Source organism: Flavobacterium sp. B167r, assembly GCF_056824315.1.
Window position 1 is genome coordinate 1,429,302 of sequence record NZ_CP124859.1, and the last position, 16,675, is coordinate 1,445,976.

Consider the following 16,675-nt stretch of genomic DNA (forward strand, 5'->3'; position numbering starts at 1 on the left):
CACATTTGGCTAAAGCCTATTCCTATAAATAATTTTATCTCTCCAGCTAAAGCTGGAGGCAATTCAAGCAAAATAATGAAGAATTGGAAGTTTTATAATGCGTTGTTTATAAGAGTTGTGTTTATAATGGCGCTTTTTCTTTGCAGTGCTTTTTTGTTGTACAACGGATTCAAATTCAATGCAATTTTAGTTGGCGTTTTTGTTTTGATTTTTCTTTTTGAAATGTATTTTTTTGTCAAAAACCAATTACTATTTTATGACAAAACGATAAATTCCATTTTGCACGACGATTTTTCTGCGCACTTTCCAGAAGAACATAAAAGAAACAATTTCAATAGTTTATATCTTTTATATGATGCTTTAAAATCTCAAAAACAAGAACAGATATCCAAAGAATTGATCTATCGTTCGATTTTGAACAGTATCGATACTGCAGCTTTAATTCTAGAAAAAGAAAATGAGGATTGGTCGATTTTTATAATGAATGATTGTTTTTCGAGTTTATTCAAAGTGCCCAAAGTAAGTCATTGGAAATATCTTAAAAACTATCTTCCAGCACTTTGCAATGAAATTGAAAACGTAGATTTTGGCGAATTGAAAACAGCAATTTCAATTAAAATTGAAGAGCAGGATTTGCAGACTTTTATGCTTCAGACTTCTCGCACACAAACTTATAACCAAGAGTATTTTATTATTCTGTTGGATAGTATTCAGCGTGTTATCGAGAAAAAAGAAAAAGAAGCTTGGATTAATTTGATGAAGATTATTTCACACGAATTAATGAATTCTCTAACGCCAATTCGTGCGCTTTCGCAGAATTTACTTCATATTGTAGATCAGGAAGAATTGGAAGAAGACGATTTTGAAGATATTAAAAGCAGTATTTCGACAATAATAAATAGAAGCGATCATTTACAATTTTTTGTAGAAAATTATCGAAAACTGGCGATGCTTCCAACGCCGAACAAACAAATGACGCCGATTAATGCTTTGTTTGAAGATTGTTTGCGTATTATGAGTCCGATTTTGAAAGAAGAAGGAATTGAATTGCTAAATGAAATTCACAGTTCACGATCGATTTTAATTGATAAAAATCAGATGGAACAGGTAATTATCAATTTGATTACCAATAGTATTCATGCTTTAAAAGAAAAAGAAGAAAAGAAACTGATTATCTCAAGTTATACCGAAAACAATCGCTTTTTTATTGTGATTTCTGACAATGGAAAAGGTGTAGATACTGAAATTAGAGATAAAGTTTTCTTGCCATTTTTCACCACAAGAAAAGACGGCGCGGGAATCGGATTAACGCTTTCTAAAAACATCATCGAAGCTCATGGAGGCTATTTAAGCTACCAAACAGATGAAGATCAAACGAGTTTTGTGATTTGCTTGATCTAATTTGTCGTTTTCCTGCAAGGTTTTTTAAACCTTGTAGGTATATATTTAAGTCAAGAATGGTTACTTCAAAAATAAAGATCAAACCTACAAGGTTTTGAAAACCTTGCAGGAAGCACTTATTGAAACTAGCTTTCAACTTCAGGCTTCCAGAAATGCTTTTCAAAATCTACAATCTGATTATTGACTACTTTAATGCCTTCATTTTCTAAAAGCTGTTGCATTAAATTGGTTCCGTCAAAATGATGTTTTCCTGTCAGAAGGCCTTTTTGGTTTACTACTCTGTGGGCGGGAACGTCATCCATATTATGACAAGCGTTCATTGCCCAGCCTACCATTCTTGCAGAACGAGCTGTTCCTAAAGCTTTCGCGATAGCGCCATAAGAAGTTACTTTTCCAAACGGAATTTGCCTGGCGATTACATAAACTCTTTCGAAAAAATTCTCTTCAGCCATAATTATTTTGCCACAGATTAAAGTGATTATAGGGATTTTAAAATTACTATTTATCTGCTAAAATCTGTTGAATGTGCGAGAAAAATTGAAAAGCCAGAAAGAAAGAATCATTCAAATCCTTTTAATTGTAGCGTAAATTTTTATCCGAAGTAATAATTCAAGATATTAAAAAGTGTCGCAAGAGCAACTAGTCCTGTAATAGATCCGATAATGGTATTCATGTTTCTCATGAAGTAATCGGTTTTCTTTTCTATTCTTCCAAAGAAGGCAATATAGCTATATAAAATTGCAAAAGCTCCAATAACCGAGCCCAATACAAAGGTTAAAATAATGGTGTTTTCGAATACAAAAAGATGATACGAAGCAAGTGTTACACTTACTACAACATAATAAGGAATAGGGAAGAAGTTCAATCCAGAAAGCAGCATTCCTAAAAAGAAACGGCTTTTTTTGCTGCTCTTTTTAATCTTTGCTTTTTTCTTTGTTGTTGGATCTTTAGCAAAAAATAAAAAATAAATGGTTAAGATCGAGAAAATGGCGAAACCAACTTCACGCAATAACGTTACCACATCTGGGCGATTGTCTATGACGCGGGCAAATAATACGGCAACGTAAGCCTGAAAAAAAATAACTAGAACGGCACCAATTACAAATGACATCGCATTCTTTTTCCCTTCTTTCATTTTTATTTTGGCAGCTGTCATGTTAAGCAATCCAGGCGGAATAGTTCCAATGGCAGCGGCAATAAAACCTGAAATTAGTGGGGTAAGATACGTCATTTAGTGGTTAAATCGATTAGATAAAGGTCTCAAAATTAAAGTTAGTCTTTAATTTTGAAACGAATATACGTAATTGCCTTATTAATTTCTAAATATTGTTTTTCGTAGAAAGTCTGGATAGCAGTTACAACCTCAGGACTTCCTTCGTTTTTATATACGTTGTGGTTCGCGTATAAAACTTCGTGGCCTTCTCCGTGAAGCAATCCAAGAGTATAACCGTGCATAAATTCGCTATCGGTTTTAAGGTTTACAACACCGTCTTTTTTCAAGATTTTTTTGTACAATTGTAAGAATTCAGAATTAGTCATTCTGTGTTTCGTTCTCTTGTATTTGATTTGCGGATCTGGGAAAGTAATCCAGATTTCATCCACTTCGCCTTCAGCAAAAATATGATTGATCAATTCTATTTGAGTACGAACGAAAGCAACATTATGAAGACCATCTTCTACAGCAGTTTTTGCACCTCTCCAGAAACGCGCTCCTTTAATATCGATTCCGATAAAATTTTTGTCTGGGTATTTTTCTGCTAATCCAACAGAGTATTCTCCCTTTCCGCATCCTAATTCTAAAACTAATGGATTATCATTTTTAAAGAAATCAGAGTTCCATTTTCCTTTTAAAGGCATTAAATCGCCTACAACTTCTTCTCTTGTTGGTTGAAAAACGTTTTGAAATGTTTCGTTTTCTCTGAATCTTTTTAGTTTATTTTTACTTCCCACTTTACAAAAATTTTCCGCAAAATTAAGGAATATAAACGAATGAAAGTAGTTGAATTGTGTTTAAAAGTTTTTTGCCACGAATTACACGAATTTTCACGAATTTCTATTTGATAATTCAGCTTTGCTGATAAAAAAAATAATTCGTGAAAATTAGTGTAATTCGTGGCAAAACTAAAAATTAACCGTAATGAGGTTCTGTAATTGGTTGTGATTTTGGATCAAGAGATTCGTCGTGTTGCGATAAATCCAATCCGATGTGTTCTGATTCTTCTGAAACTCTTAGCGGAATAATGAAATTCGTTACTTTAAACAAGAAATAAGCTCCGAAGAAAGTAAAGACTGAAACCAAAACTAAAGCCATCATGTGATGTCCGAAAACATTCCATCCGCCGTGAAGTAAACTTGCATTTTCGCCGTGAGCGAAAACAGCCGTTAGAATCATTCCCATAATTCCACCGACACCATGACAAGCAAAAACGTCAAGCGTATCGTCAAATCTTTTAGAATATTTGCAATTTACAGCCGTGTTAGAAACCAAAGCTGTGATGAATCCGAAGAACATACTTTCTGGTACAGAAACAAATCCGGCAGCAGGCGTAATGGCAACAAGGCCAACAACAGCGCCGATACAAGCTCCAAGAGCAGAAACTTTTCTTCCGTTCATTCGATCAAAGAAAATCCAAGTAAGCATTGCTGCGGCAGATGAAGTTGTAGTTGTAGCAAAAGCCATAGCAGCGGTTCCGTTGGCAGCAAGCGCAGATCCAGCGTTGAATCCGAACCAGCCAAACCAAAGCATTCCAGTTCCTAATAAAACAAAAGGAATATTGGTTGGAATATGCTGACTGTTTTTTCTTTTTCCTAAAACAATAACTCCCGCCAAAGCTGCAAAACCAGAACTCATGTGCACCACAGTTCCTCCAGCAAAATCTTTTACTCCAAAATAACTTCCTAAAACTCCTGTCGGATACCAAACGGCGTGACATAAAGGAGCGTATATAAAAATGGTAAATAAACTAATGAAAACCAAATAAGAAATAAAACGAACACGTTCTGCAAACGAACCTGTAATAATCGCTGGACAGATAATTGCAAATTTCATTTGAAACAAAGCAAAAAGCATAAACGGAATCGTGTTTGCCAATTGTTTATGAGGCAAAACACCCACATAATCCATAAAAGCAAAAGTAGTCGGATTTCCGAAAAAGCTGTAAAAATGATCTCCAGAACCAAAACCAACCGGTTCTCCAAAAGCCAAACTAAATGCAACAACAACCCATAAAAGTGTTACCACTCCTAAACAGATAAAACTTTGAAGCATGGTCGAAATAACGTTTTTCTTGCCTACCATTCCGCCATAAAAGAAAGACAATCCTGGCGTCATGATTAAAACCAGACAGCTCGAAGTAAGCATCCAGGCAACGTCGGCAGGAACAATGTTGTCTGTAGTTCCAAATTCAGACAAAACATAATTATTTTCTGTAACTGTCGGCCAAAATGCACCTATCGTACACACGACGCTTATGATAATAAAGGAAATAATCCAGCGTTTTTCTATTTTCATTTTTAAAATACTTTGTTTAACCCTATTTTTTTTGGGGTCAAAGTTAGAAAAAAATAAAGATTCTTGTTTTAAAGGCTGATAAAATAGAGGTATGGGTTTTATTTTGATTGATTTTGTAAAATACGGCACGTTTTTTTGACAGTATCTTATTCTAAAGTTACAAAAAAGCACTGTTTTTGACGAATTAATTAAAAATAATTCCGCAGTGCTTTCTGTAAAGTGCTCAAAAAGTTATGTTTATAATAACAAAAGCTTAAAATGTTTTATTTTTTCTGAAGTTTTGAAATCAATGCGTCTTCAATTGGCGTTTTTATCTTTGTTACAGCATCAACTTCGTCATTTGGAACTGTCATTGATAGAACATAATGCTGAATTTTCCATTCGTTACCTACTTTAACTAAAACTCCAGATCCGCGGCAAATTTTCATTTGTGTATCTAATAATTCATCAAACCAAGCAATTTTTCCGCTTTTGTCAAAAAAGATATGACGTTCTAAGGCTTTAAAGTTCCATGTTGTTCCTTTGTCAAAAAATGGTTTTGCCCAAACTGCGAATTCTTTTTTAGTCCAATTTTCTGTAGCATCAGTTCCGATATAAATCGCATCAGAATTTAATACACTAAAATAAGCGTCAAATTTTACCTCAGCAGCAGCTTTATGCCAAGCATCTAAAGTTTGATTGATTTTGTTTTTGTCTGTTTGTGCATTCGCAAAAGAAGCAACGAATAAAAGAAGTAAAAGTGTTTTTTTCATGAGTATTATTATTTGACTTTAAAGGTATAATTTTTTTTGAACCATATAAGTTATTTAAGGAAATGGAAGTTTTCAAAATAATTAAAGATTTTGCGTTTAATTATCATTAACATTACTCATGTCATTTAATCTCTCAAAAAACCACTATATTTGATTCTCAATAAAAATACCCCCAGTCATGAAGGCAAAATTACTTATAAGTTCATTCGCTGTAACTTCTCTATTGTTCGTTTCCTGTAAAAAGGAATTAGAACCGCAAGCAAGTACAGCAACTTCCGAATTAGTAAGGTTAGGACTTGCAAAAGATACAACTAAAGCTGCTGTTGCCGCTGCGCCAGTAGCACAAAATGCTGCAACAAACCCAAATACAGTTTTAAGCGATACAAAAGGAATTAATCCTGCGCACGGACAACCGGGTCACCGTTGCGATATTGCGGTTGGCGCGCCTTTAAATTCGGCACCTCAACAGCAAGGTCAAGTTACGGCACAAGCAGGGCAAACTGTAAAGATGAGCCAGCCTCAGGTAGTGACTACGACAACAACCCAACAACCAGTTAAAGTGGCTAAAGGAATGAACCCGCCACACGGACAGCCAGGTCATAGATGTGATATTCCAGTTGGAGCGCCATTAAATTCGCCTGCTGCAAAAACAACTGCTGCGACTACAAATACAGCACAAACCGGAACGGTTACACAGAACTTTACGGTAACTCCTCCGCCATCAAATGCAGTTCCAGCATTGTTGAGTACAGAAAGTAACGAAACTGCGGTTGCTGACGGTATGAATCCGCCACACGGAAAACCAGGTCACCGTTGCGATATTGCAGTTGGAGCTCCGTTGCCAAAATAGTTTATAAACCATATAAATGATATAAGTTCATTTTAGAATTAATCTCAAAAATAAAAAGCCGCAAAGTATAACTACTTTGCGGCTTCGCTTTTTTAGGAGTAACATTAAGTAAAGATCTTAAATTTAATTATATCACTTATATGGTTAAAAAAATATATTAATGTTCTTTTATTTTTTCGAAAGTGCTGGTCAACGATTTTTTGACTTTGGCTAATGCTCCGCTGAAAGCTTTTTCAAGAGTATCGGCATGTTCTGTTACGGTTATGGGTTGTAATTTTACGGGACGAACTTCGATTACACATTTCTTATCATGCAAGCTGAATTTTTCGCCGTTTTCATCTCCAAAATGGATTTCTACACGGGTAATTTTATCTTCAAAACGTGTTAAAGTTTTTTCTATTTCTCCAGAAAAATAACTTTCTAATCTTGCGCTTCCTTCAATGTTTTTGTCTGTATTGATTTGTACTTTCATAACGGATAAAATTTAATGATTCATTCTCAAACTTATCCATTTTAAAGATAAAAGACAAGTGAGTTAAGGAAATATTATGAAATTTTAAAAGAATTATTTTTTCAATTTTGTAATTTCGATTTAGAGAAAATATACTTACAGTATTTAATTTTATAAATAAAGAAAAAACTTACAATTTGTTTTTGTTTTTTATATATTTGGAGTTCTAAACTTTCAGACTATGAAAAAATCAAAACTTCTGCCCGTGAGGTATGCTGGCGGTATTGGAAACAACCGCAACGCTCTGAAAGGCGTAGAGCAGCTAACCCAAGCGGGTTTTATATTCTCTAAACTTTCAGACTTATGAGTACAAACACTTTTTCCAAAGAAACCGAATTGAGGTTAACTGAATTCTTCAACAATTCAATTGATTCCAAAAGTATGGCGAAAACCATTAGACAGGTAAATTATACCCTTGCGCTAAATGTCCTAAAAAATGAAACCATACAACCCGAAAACATCAATCTCGAAGATAGTTTCTATTGGCTGAATAAATTAGCAGAGATTTTGGATCCTTATTTGGAGGTTGAGTAGAAATTAGAAATGAGAAAGCCACTTGGATGAGTGGCTTTTTTGAAATTAATTTGAATATTATCTGAGGTGTTGAATTAATAATAAACCTTCTTTTTATTTTAAGAGAGTATTTATAAATCGAAAATAATACCAATAAATAAGTTCGTTTAATTTAGATTATTAAAATTGTTTATTTTAGCAATCTAAAAATATTAAAAAATGCAAGAAATAACCGAACAAGAATTATTGATTAAAATTGTTAAATATTTCGAGAATAATATTTTTGAAAATCATATTAATGCATCTTTAAAGATACATTCAAAGCTAAAAAATTATAACATAAATCCAATAGTTGTAAAGTATTTATCAAAAGTTTTAGAAAATAATTATACTCCTGAAGGTGTTGCCAAGGCATTATATTATCCTAGAGTTTTAGGGACTTCAATAAATACTTCATTTGGGACAAACATTCAAAAAATGTTTATTAAGCTTAATCTAGCAGATGGATCTGCAATCAAAGGAATTGACATCGAGTTTTTTGATAAGATTGATGGGAGAAAAAAATGGTGTCAATTAAAATCTGGACCAAATACTATAAATTCAGAAGATGTGAATCCTTTAATTGCAAAGTTTACTAACACTATAAGACTAGCAAGAACTAATGATGCTTTAATAGGTAGTAATAATAATGATTTTATTGTTGGTGTCTTATATGGAGAGCAGCTACAATTAAGTATGCATTATAAAAAAATAGATGAAATACATCCAGTTATTATTGGTCGAGAATTTTGGCAAAGAATAACTGGTTTTCCAAATTTTTATGATGGTTTAGTAATTTCTTTACATGAAATTATAAATCATTTAGATACTAAAGAATTTATAACTAAAGGATGTGAAGATCTAGCGAATGATATAAGAAAATCTAATTTGTTTAATTTTTAAATTTGTAATATCTATTCAAAAAATCTATTATAGAATACCCAACTTCTTTACCTAAGTTAACAGGAACTGCATTTCCAATTTGTTTGTACTGTTGAGCAAGGGAACCTTCAAATTTCCAATCATCTGGAAATGTTTGAATTCTAGCATATTCTCGAACAGTAAAAGGTCTCGTTTCTTCTGGATGGCATCTTTCTGTTTGTTTTTGTGCAGGACTACAAGTTAAGGTGAGACAAGGCTCATCCCAACCAATTCTTCTAGCAATTCCTGTTTTTCCTCCGCCAAGATAAAAACTTCCACCCATAAAATCTTTTTGGATATCTAAAGGTAGATCTCTCCAATATCCTTTTTGTGGAACAAGTTTTAAGACGTCAATTTTAGATTGAGGATATTTTGAACCTCCTGAATGAGGAACATCACAATCAAACAAATCACTTTTTTTAAGAGCGTCTTCTAGGTTGTATATTTTTTTATATGGCTTTGGATATTCATATTTTAGATCAATGTCTTTTCTGATTCCAACTAAAATCAATCTTTCTCTTTTCTGAGGAACATTGAAATTAATTGCTTTTAAGACTTGTACAGGTACAACATTATAACCAATTTCATCTAAAATAGAAATCATTCCTTGTAATGTTTTTCCATTATCATGACTTAACAATCCGCGTACGTTTTCTCCAATGCAAATTGGAGGATTGACTTCTTTTACAGCTCTTGCAAATTCATAAAATAATGTTCCTCGAGCATCCGCTAAGCCTAATTTTTTTCCTGCGTAACTAAATGCTTGACATGGAAAACCACCAGTTACAACATCAACTTTATTATGAAATTCTAAAAAACTATAATCTCTTATGTCTCCTTCTAAAACATTCCATTTTGGTCTATTAGTTCTTAATGTTTCACAAGCCCATTTATCAACTTCATTTAAAGCTACACATTTTAAACCTGCTTTTTCCATTCCTACTGCAAGTCCACCTGCACCAGCAAAGAGCTCAAGTACAGTGTAATCATTATTTGGTTTTACGTAGTTTGAAACAGATTCTTGTATGTCATCATCTATAAAACTTGAAAATAAATCGTTGATTTCAGATCGTTTGTACATTCTATAATTGCTCATAGGCTCACGTACAGCATTCAATCTTCCTTCATTATCCCAACGTCTTAAAGTCTCTTTACTCTTTCCTAATAATTCTGATGCTTCAGACAATGAAATATATTCATTCATAACCAAGTTGTTTAACGTTATACAATGGTTACAAAAATAAATGAAAAAAATCCATATTCAAGAATGTTTATTGTTATAAATTGGAACAAAAAGCTTTTGATTTTTTAAGTGGCTAAATATCATTTAAATATGAAGAAACTGATTACATATATTTTTTAGTTTTTTCAAAATATCTATTTAATGAAATCAACCTTTCTCCTTCTTTCCCCACTTAACCTTCATCTTCCCTTCATTATCATAAGCAATCAAATGCAGGACAATACCGCGTTCTCGAACGGCTTTTCGTTCTTCTTTGGTGGCGAGTTTGGCGTCGTTTTTAGAATTTCTTAGCGGAACTGTAAGTGCGAGATTGGTACCTCGGCCGAAAGAATAAATGCCTTCTGCATCCATGTTAAGAACGCTTGAACTTATTGTTAGTTTGTGGACATCGATTTGTTCGCCGCGAAGATTAAGCGAACCCGATAAATCGCTGAAAGTAATATTCTCTACATCACGAAGCGGAAAAGCAAATTTACCGACTTTCATAATAGGTTCGAAGTTGAGTAATGCGCCTTGGTTGACATTAAAATCAAGTTTTCCTTTCATCGAATTCACAATCAAATCGCCTTTGCTGCTCATTAAACCTGTAACGTTGGCATTGCTGGTTAATCGGCCGCGAATGTTTTTCGGACTAAAAGATTTGATTCCGAAGTTGTTGAAAGATCTTAAAAAGCTCGCAATATCAACTTTGTTTACCTGAGCGTTTGAAGTAAAAACATAATGGTTTCCGCTTGGCTGAACAGAACCGCTAAAATTGATGCTTCCGCCAGAAGTCTGTACGGTTCCGTTTTTGAGCAGAATTTTAGAATTCAGCATTTGCAGTGTTGCTTTTGTATGGGTTGCAGTAAGCGCGCCGTAAGTGATTTTGTCGGCTTTTAGATTAATGATCGCTGTACATTTTTCGGTAACAGATTTTAGCTGATTAGTAAAATTGACATTCTGCTTCGCTGCTTTTTTTGTTACTGTTTTTTGCTGTGGAGAATTTTTTAAAACGCCTAAAAACTGTTTCACATCAATATTAGGACAATAAATATTCCAGTTTACGACCATTTTTTCGGGGGCGTTGTAGTACAGATTTAGGAAATTATCAATTTTTCCGTCAATGCGGATAATGTTGTTTTTGTGTTTGTAAGCAATTTTTTTGATGTAAAGCGCTTCTTGTGTAAAAGACAATTGAACGGCTGTATTTTCGGCACGAATATTTTTTGGAATATAATCGAAAGTTGCGTTGTCAATATCAACTTCGCCAGTAAAACGCGGTTTATTGATGTACAAATCGACAATATCAAACTGAAATTTCAAATTAGCTTTGGCATGGCCGCTTTCAAAATGAAGGGTTTTTTCATTCATCATTCCGTTCAATTTCGAAATATCAAAATCAGAATTTACAATTCCTGTCGCAATTGGTTTTTCTAGATCATTAATAACAGCTTGAGCAATATTTAAAGGAATGTTTTCATATTCGGCTTTAAAATTGGTCAAAATAATAGCAGAATTTGGATCACTGGATTCCTTTTGTGGTTTAAAAGTGTTGGTAAAAATTCCTTTGAAAGAACAATTGGTAAACAAACCATCCGGAATACTCAGTTCGTTGTTTCTTACATCTGCCTGAACCACAATTTTAGGATCGCCTTCTACATTTAAATCGCCTTTGATATCGCAGTTTACTTTTATCGGTTTTTTGATGCCAAATTTATTCAGCTTCGAACTGATATTTCCAGACAATAAATTAGATGCATTTTGCCATAAAATATCAGTCCCGATATTGATTCCGAAAAGCGAATTGTTTTTTCCGATATTAAAGAAAGCGACAATATCAAAAGCATCAGAACCAATTTTGAGGTTTTGGGTGTTAATGTCAATTTTTTGTTTGGCTTCAGAATATGAAATATCAAATTTACCTTCTAGCACTTTTTCTTTGGCGAAACTTCCGTGAACGGTATTAAAAGCAAGGCTGTTAATTTTCGTTTTCAAAAACAAATTAGTGCTCCAGTTGCCATCATCATAATCGACTTTTGACTCTAAACTGGCCACATCAAAATCAAATAATTTATGTCCTAAATGATTGTCGATAATCACATGAACTTTGCTTAAGCTTACTTGATCGATTGTAGTTTCAGGTTTCTCTTTATCGGTTTTAGGTTTTTTCTTTTTAGGCTTGAAAATGTTGGAATTGGAATAACCATCTGCGGCTTTGTAAATGTAAATATCAGCGTCGTTGATTAAGATTTTATGAATATTTATTTCGTGATGCAATAAACTCCAAATATTTAAGCGCGCTTCAATCTCTTTGGCTCTCAGTAAAGTATGTTTGTGGCTTTCCCATTTATTGTCTTTTATTTCGACGTCATTCAGAGCTAGAGTAAAGTAGGGGAAACCCGTTAGAAACTTATAATGAAAATCGTTAATATGGAATTTACCATTTATATTTTCGTTGATTTTGGTATTGACTTTTGCAATTATTTCAGTTTTATGTTGGTTGAAATATATGGACAAACCTCCGCAGGCAAGTAAAAGAATGGCAACTAAGCCAAGAATAAAATATCCGAAACGTTTGGCGTATTTTTTAAAGGAATCAGATTGCAGAAAGGATTTTGTTTTATGTAAAGTTTCTTTCATGTTAAACATGTTTTTGGACTTACTAAGATACTAAAAAAATGCTAAAACTTTTATTGGTTTGATTTTCAGATAAATAAATTGTAAATTTAACCCTATACAGTGTATAATTATTGACAATACATTTATAATGAAAACTAATTTAGTAATGGTGTTTGATTTATTTTAAATTTTTAAATTTGTACTGTAGTTTGAAAGTTAAATATTCAGACATAATTTTAATCTTAATATATTATGGCATTAGCAATAACAGATGCTACTTTTGATGAAGTAGTTTTAAAATCAGATAAACCAGTAATGGTAGATTTTTGGGCAGCATGGTGTGGTCCTTGTAGAATGGTTGGTCCAATCATTGACCAATTAAGCGAAGAGTATGCTGGTAAAGTAGTTGTTGGTAAAGTAGATGTAGATGCTAACCAAGAATTTGCTGCAAAATATGGTGTGCGTAACATACCAACTGTTTTGGTGTTTCAAAATGGTGAAGTAGTAGGAAAACAAGTAGGAGTAGCTCCGAAACAAGCCTACGCAGATAGTTTAGATGCTTTATTGTAATCTTAGATTGCAATTTATATAAAGAAGGTTTGACGAAAGTCAAGCCTTTTTTATTTGTGTTCGCCACGACCCGAGCGATAGCGAACCGGCGAAGCAATTCACGAATTTGCTTTAAATAATTCGTGAATTCGTGGCGGAATTTTTATTTTTAGCAAATCTTATATTCCTTTAAAAATGAAAATTTTCTACCCCTTACTTGCTTTTTTTACGATGATTACGATTGGATTTTCGCAATCCAAAACAAAAGGAAATCTTATTGTAGAAAATGGTGTTTCAGAGCAACTGGCTCAATTTAGAAAGCATCAGATTTCAGGCCTCAGATATGAACTTCTATTTGAAATTCCGTATAAGAAAAGTGAAGATATTGTTTCTGAGGTAAATGTTAACTTGTCTTTATCAGATTTGAGTGAGCCATTATATTTAGATTTTAAAGAAAAAACTCAAAACATAAAAACAATTGAAGCCAACGGGAAAAACATTGTAATAGTTCATGAAAAAGGACACATTTTAATTCCTGTGGAGAATTTGATTTTAGGAAAAAATAAAATCAAAATTTCGTTTATCGCTGGAAATTTATCTTTAAACAGAAATGATGATTTTCTATACACTTTATTAGTTCCAGATCGTGCCAGCACTTTGTTTCCGTGTTTTGATCAGCCGGATTTAAAAGCAACTTATAGACTGGCGCTTCAGGTTCCTGTTGAATGGACCGTTCTTTCTGCTGCCCGAATTTTTGGACTATATGAAATAGTGATTGATAATGTTTCTTATATGAGTTATGGCTTTGATGAATCGGATAAAATGAGTACTTATTTGTTTTCTTTCGTAGCTGGAAAATTTAAAACTACTAAACAGGAATTGGGATTTAGTGAAATGAATTTTTTGTATCGCGAGAATGATGAGAAAAAAATACAAAACAGTACCGATACTATTTTTAAATTGCACAAACAATCTGTAGATTTCCTTAGAGAATATACTAATTATAATTTTCCTTTTCAAAAATTAGATATCGCCGCAATTCCAGCTTTTCAATATGGCGGAATGGAACATGTTGGTGCAATTCAATACAGAGAATCGACTTTGTTTTTGGATAACAGTGCAACCGACAGCGAAAAATTAAACCGAGCAAAATTGATCGCGCACGAAACCTCACACATGTGGTTTGGCGATTTAGTCACAATGAAATGGTTTGATGATGTTTGGATGAAAGAGGTTTTTGCGAACTTCATGGCAGATAAAATTATGAATCCGATTTTTCCGAAAGTCAATCATAATCTGCAATTTTTTACGGCGCATTATCCTAGCGCTTACGCGGAAGACCGATCTTTGGGGACACATCCGATACGACAGCATTTGGCAAATTTGAAAGATGCTGGTTCGCTTTATGGGGCTATGATTTACAACAAAGCACCAATTATGATGCGTCAGTTAGAAGCTTCGATGGGGAAGGAAGCCTTTCAAAAAGGAATTCAAAAATACATTGAAAAATATGCCAATGATAATGCCGATTGGAATAATTTGGTAGAAATCCTCGATGCCGAAACGCCTTTGGATATGAAGAAATGGAGCGAAGTTTGGGTGAATAAATCGGGAAGAGCGATTTTTTCAGATAAAATCGAATATGACGCTCAAAACAAAATCAAAAAGTTTGAAATAACACAGCAAGCGGAAGATAAATCGAATAATGTTTGGCCTCAGATTTTTCAAATTGGTTTAGTTTATGCCAATGAAGTAAAAGTATTGACGGCAAATATTACAGATAAAAATTTGGTTTTAAAAGAGGCTATCGGACTTGAAAAACCGCTCACAATTATTTACAATTACAATGGTTTTGGATACGGAGTTTTTCCGCTTGACGGGAATAATTTAAATGATATCGCAAGTTTAAAAGATGAGGTGGCGAGAGCTTCGGCGTACAGTAATCTTTATGAAAATACTTTAATTGGAAATATTGCTCCAGAAAAAGCTTATGAATGCTTTTTAAAGGGAATTCAAACCGAAGAAAATGAATTGGTTTTGCGAATTGTTTCTAATAATCTGAACACGATTTATTGGAGATTTTTCACCGAAAAACAGCAAAATAAAGTTCAAAAACAGCTTGTAGGGATTCTGTACGAACGTTTGCAAGCTAATTTGTCTTCGAATATTAAAAAGACTCTGTTTGGTTTATTCAGTTCGGTTGCTTATTCTGAGTCGGGAAAAGCGAGTTTATATAAAGTTTGGAATAGAGAAATTTCGATTTCTGGTTTAAAATTAAACGAAGACGATTATACCAATATGGCAATGAATCTGGCTATTTTCAAACATCAAAAAGCAGATGAAATTTTAGAAAAGACTAGAAATTCAATTTCAAATCCAGACAAAAAGAAACGTTTTGAATATCTTCTGCCATCGCTATCAAAAGACGAATCGGTTCGAAATGCTTTTATAGAATCTTTAAAAGACGATGCCAATCGTGAGAAAGAATCTTGGGTTTCGGTTGGTTTGGCCAATGTAAATCATCCGCTTCATCAGGAAAGTGCTCAGAAATATATTAGATTTTCACTAGATTTGGTAGACGAAATCCAGCGCACGGGAGATATTTTCTTTCCAAAAGATTGGTTGGATAATACCGTTGGAAAATATTCGTCGAAATATGCTTTTGATGAAGTACAGCGATTCTTAAAAGAAAACCCTAATTTTAGTCCGATCTTGAAACGTAAGTTGTTTCAGGCGACAGATTTGCTTTATAAAGCACAAAATATTAAAAAAGAAACCGAATGAAAATTGAATCGGAAATAGAGAAAGTCTCGAGTTTTCAGCATCTAGAAATGCTGGCAAATCAGGTTGTGGAAGGTTTTATATCTGGAATGCACAAGAGTCCGTTTCATGGATTTTCAGCCGAATTTGCTGAACATAAAGTCTATAACCCAGGCGAAAGCACGAAACATATCGATTGGAAATTGTTTGCCAAAACTGATCGTTTGTACACGAAACGTTTTGAGGAAGAAACCAATTTACGCTGTCATTTGATTGTAGATAATTCGTCGTCAATGCATTATCCTGAGTTGAAATCGAATCAGCCTTTTTATGAAAAGAAGATTGGTTTTGCAGTTTTGGCTTCGGCCGTTTTGATGAATATTTTAAAGAAACAGCGCGATGCGGTTGGTTTAAGCGTTTTCTCCGATCATTACGAATATTACGCACCAGAAAAAGGAAGCGACCGCCATCACAGAATGCTGTTGAATAAATTGGAACAATTATTAGAACAGCCAAAAGCAAAGAAAACAACGGATACAATTACGTATCTGCATCAAATCGCAGAGAAAATGCACCGCCGTTCGATGATTATTTTGTTTACGGATATGTTTCAAACCGAAGATGATGAGAAATTATTCAACGCTTTACAACATTTGAAACACAATAAACACAAAGTAGTTTTGTTTCATGTGGTTGACAATCAAACCGAAATGAAGTTTGATTTTGATAACACGCCAAGAAAGTTCATTGATTTAGAATCGGGAGAAGAGGTTTCTATTTTCGCAGACAATGTAAAAGAAGAATATGAAAAAAGGGTAGAAGCGTACTTTAAAAACTTGGCTTTGACTTGTGCGAAAAACCAAATTAAGTACGTTCCGGTAAATGTTGGCGATAATTTTGAAAAAATATTGACTACTTATTTGGTTGAAAAACAAAACTTTGGATAATATTTTAAACTTTTTTTTAATTTTTTTTATAAAAACGCTTGCAGAAATGAAATTCTGTACTATCTTTGCAACCGCAATAA

The 16,675-nt window shown here is 33.5% G+C and carries 15 protein-coding genes; 7 read left to right on the forward strand and 8 right to left on the reverse strand.

The window, feature by feature from the left end; genetic code table 11:
* Positions 1-75: 75 nt before the first annotated feature.
* Positions 76-1,401 carry a sensor histidine kinase gene (locus QLQ96_RS06510; protein ID WP_482495666.1) on the forward strand — a complete coding sequence of 442 codons (1,326 nt, stop codon included), beginning with the start codon at positions 76-78 and terminating at the stop codon, positions 1,399-1,401.
* A gap of 125 nt (positions 1,402-1,526) precedes the next feature.
* On the opposite strand, the gene QLQ96_RS06515 is transcribed toward QLQ96_RS06510, so the two are convergent.
* From QLQ96_RS06515 to QLQ96_RS06535, 5 genes are all read right to left on the reverse strand, one after another.
* Entirely contained in the window at positions 1,527-1,853 is a 327-nt protein-coding gene (locus QLQ96_RS06515) for an MGMT family protein (protein ID WP_111286436.1), read from the reverse strand.
* 140 nt (positions 1,854-1,993) lie between these two features.
* Positions 1,994-2,632 (reverse strand): LysE family transporter, encoded by a 639-nt coding sequence (locus QLQ96_RS06520; protein WP_482495668.1) that lies wholly within the window; start codon positions 2,630-2,632, stop codon positions 1,994-1,996.
* A gap of 41 nt (positions 2,633-2,673) precedes the next feature.
* Positions 2,674-3,351, reverse strand: a complete 678-nt coding sequence (gene trmB / locus QLQ96_RS06525; protein WP_482495669.1) for a tRNA (guanosine(46)-N7)-methyltransferase TrmB — start codon at positions 3,349-3,351, stop codon at positions 2,674-2,676.
* A 178-nt stretch (positions 3,352-3,529) separates the two neighbouring features.
* A complete protein-coding gene (locus QLQ96_RS06530; RefSeq protein ID WP_482495671.1) occupies positions 3,530-4,912 on the reverse strand; it encodes an ammonium transporter in 1,383 nt (460 codons plus the stop codon).
* Positions 4,913-5,175: 263 nt separating this feature from the next.
* Positions 5,176-5,664 carry a nuclear transport factor 2 family protein gene (locus QLQ96_RS06535; protein ID WP_482495672.1) on the reverse strand — a complete coding sequence of 163 codons (489 nt, stop codon included), beginning with the start codon at positions 5,662-5,664 and terminating at the stop codon, positions 5,176-5,178.
* Positions 5,665-5,842: 178 nt separating this feature from the next.
* Between QLQ96_RS06535 and QLQ96_RS06540 the strand changes: the two genes are divergently transcribed.
* Entirely contained in the window at positions 5,843-6,514 is a 672-nt protein-coding gene (locus tag QLQ96_RS06540) for a hypothetical protein (protein ID WP_482495673.1), read from the forward strand.
* A 157-nt stretch (positions 6,515-6,671) separates the two neighbouring features.
* Here QLQ96_RS06540 and QLQ96_RS06545 read toward each other — a convergent pair whose 3' ends face one another.
* Entirely contained in the window at positions 6,672-6,986 is a 315-nt protein-coding gene (locus QLQ96_RS06545) for an HPF/RaiA family ribosome-associated protein (RefSeq protein ID WP_482495675.1), read from the reverse strand.
* Between the two features lie 342 nt (positions 6,987-7,328).
* Between QLQ96_RS06545 and QLQ96_RS06550 the strand changes: the two genes are divergently transcribed.
* Positions 7,329-7,559, forward strand: coding sequence for a hypothetical protein (locus QLQ96_RS06550; RefSeq protein WP_482495677.1), 231 nt, complete (start codon positions 7,329-7,331; stop codon positions 7,557-7,559).
* 198 nt (positions 7,560-7,757) lie between these two features.
* Positions 7,758-8,480 (forward strand): PmeII family type II restriction endonuclease, encoded by a 723-nt coding sequence (locus QLQ96_RS06555; protein ID WP_482495679.1) that lies wholly within the window; start codon positions 7,758-7,760, stop codon positions 8,478-8,480.
* Here QLQ96_RS06555 and dcm read toward each other — a convergent pair.
* A complete protein-coding gene (gene dcm / locus QLQ96_RS06560; protein ID WP_482495681.1) occupies positions 8,470-9,702 on the reverse strand; it encodes a DNA (cytosine-5-)-methyltransferase in 1,233 nt (410 codons plus the stop codon). The two genes, QLQ96_RS06555 and dcm, sit on opposite strands and share 11 nt — an antisense overlap.
* A 186-nt stretch (positions 9,703-9,888) precedes the next feature.
* Positions 9,889-12,360 carry an AsmA family protein gene (locus QLQ96_RS06565; RefSeq protein ID WP_482495683.1) on the reverse strand — a complete coding sequence of 824 codons (2,472 nt, stop codon included), beginning with the start codon at positions 12,358-12,360 and terminating at the stop codon, positions 9,889-9,891.
* 231 nt (positions 12,361-12,591) lie between these two features.
* On the opposite strand from QLQ96_RS06565, the gene trxA reads away from it, so the two are divergent.
* The 3 genes from trxA to QLQ96_RS06580 all read left to right on the forward strand — a co-directional run bounded on the left by trxA (position 12,592) and on the right by QLQ96_RS06580 (position 16,595).
* Entirely contained in the window at positions 12,592-12,909 is a 318-nt protein-coding gene (trxA, locus tag QLQ96_RS06570; protein ID WP_008466289.1) for a thioredoxin, read from the forward strand.
* Between the two features lie 174 nt (positions 12,910-13,083).
* The gene (locus tag QLQ96_RS06575; RefSeq protein WP_482495685.1) at positions 13,084-15,672 is read left to right on the forward strand and encodes a M1 family metallopeptidase; all 2,589 of its coding nucleotides are present in this window, start codon (positions 13,084-13,086) and stop codon (positions 15,670-15,672) included.
* On the forward strand, positions 15,669-16,595 hold the full coding sequence (locus QLQ96_RS06580) for a DUF58 domain-containing protein (protein ID WP_482495687.1): 927 nt from the start codon (positions 15,669-15,671) through the stop codon (positions 16,593-16,595). Before QLQ96_RS06575 ends, QLQ96_RS06580 begins: the two co-directional genes overlap by 4 nt.
* Positions 16,596-16,675: the final 80 nt, after the last annotated feature.

Bases quoted from the DNA above. Each gene is read 5' to 3' on its own strand.
- QLQ96_RS06510 (WP_482495666.1), top strand. From the start codon at position 76: ATGAAGAATTGGAAGTTTTATAATGCGTTGTTTATAAGAGTTGTGTTT.
- QLQ96_RS06515 (WP_111286436.1), bottom strand. From the start codon at position 1,853: ATGGCTGAAGAGAATTTTTTCGAAAGAGTTTATGTAATCGCCAGGCAA.
- QLQ96_RS06520 (WP_482495668.1), bottom strand. From the start codon at position 2,632: ATGACGTATCTTACCCCACTAATTTCAGGTTTTATTGCCGCTGCCATT.
- QLQ96_RS06530 (WP_482495671.1), bottom strand. From the start codon at position 4,912: ATGAAAATAGAAAAACGCTGGATTATTTCCTTTATTATCATAAGCGTC.
- QLQ96_RS06535 (WP_482495672.1), bottom strand. From the start codon at position 5,664: ATGAAAAAAACACTTTTACTTCTTTTATTCGTTGCTTCTTTTGCGAAT.
- QLQ96_RS06540 (WP_482495673.1), top strand. From the start codon at position 5,843: ATGAAGGCAAAATTACTTATAAGTTCATTCGCTGTAACTTCTCTATTG.
- QLQ96_RS06545 (WP_482495675.1), bottom strand. From the start codon at position 6,986: ATGAAAGTACAAATCAATACAGACAAAAACATTGAAGGAAGCGCAAGA.
- QLQ96_RS06550 (WP_482495677.1), top strand. From the start codon at position 7,329: ATGAGTACAAACACTTTTTCCAAAGAAACCGAATTGAGGTTAACTGAA.
- QLQ96_RS06555 (WP_482495679.1), top strand. From the start codon at position 7,758: ATGCAAGAAATAACCGAACAAGAATTATTGATTAAAATTGTTAAATAT.
- dcm (WP_482495681.1), bottom strand. From the start codon at position 9,702: ATGAATGAATATATTTCATTGTCTGAAGCATCAGAATTATTAGGAAAG.
- QLQ96_RS06565 (WP_482495683.1), bottom strand. From the start codon at position 12,360: ATGAAAGAAACTTTACATAAAACAAAATCCTTTCTGCAATCTGATTCC.
- trxA (WP_008466289.1), top strand. From the start codon at position 12,592: ATGGCATTAGCAATAACAGATGCTACTTTTGATGAAGTAGTTTTAAAA.
- QLQ96_RS06575 (WP_482495685.1), top strand. From the start codon at position 13,084: ATGAAAATTTTCTACCCCTTACTTGCTTTTTTTACGATGATTACGATT.
- QLQ96_RS06580 (WP_482495687.1), top strand. From the start codon at position 15,669: ATGAAAATTGAATCGGAAATAGAGAAAGTCTCGAGTTTTCAGCATCTA.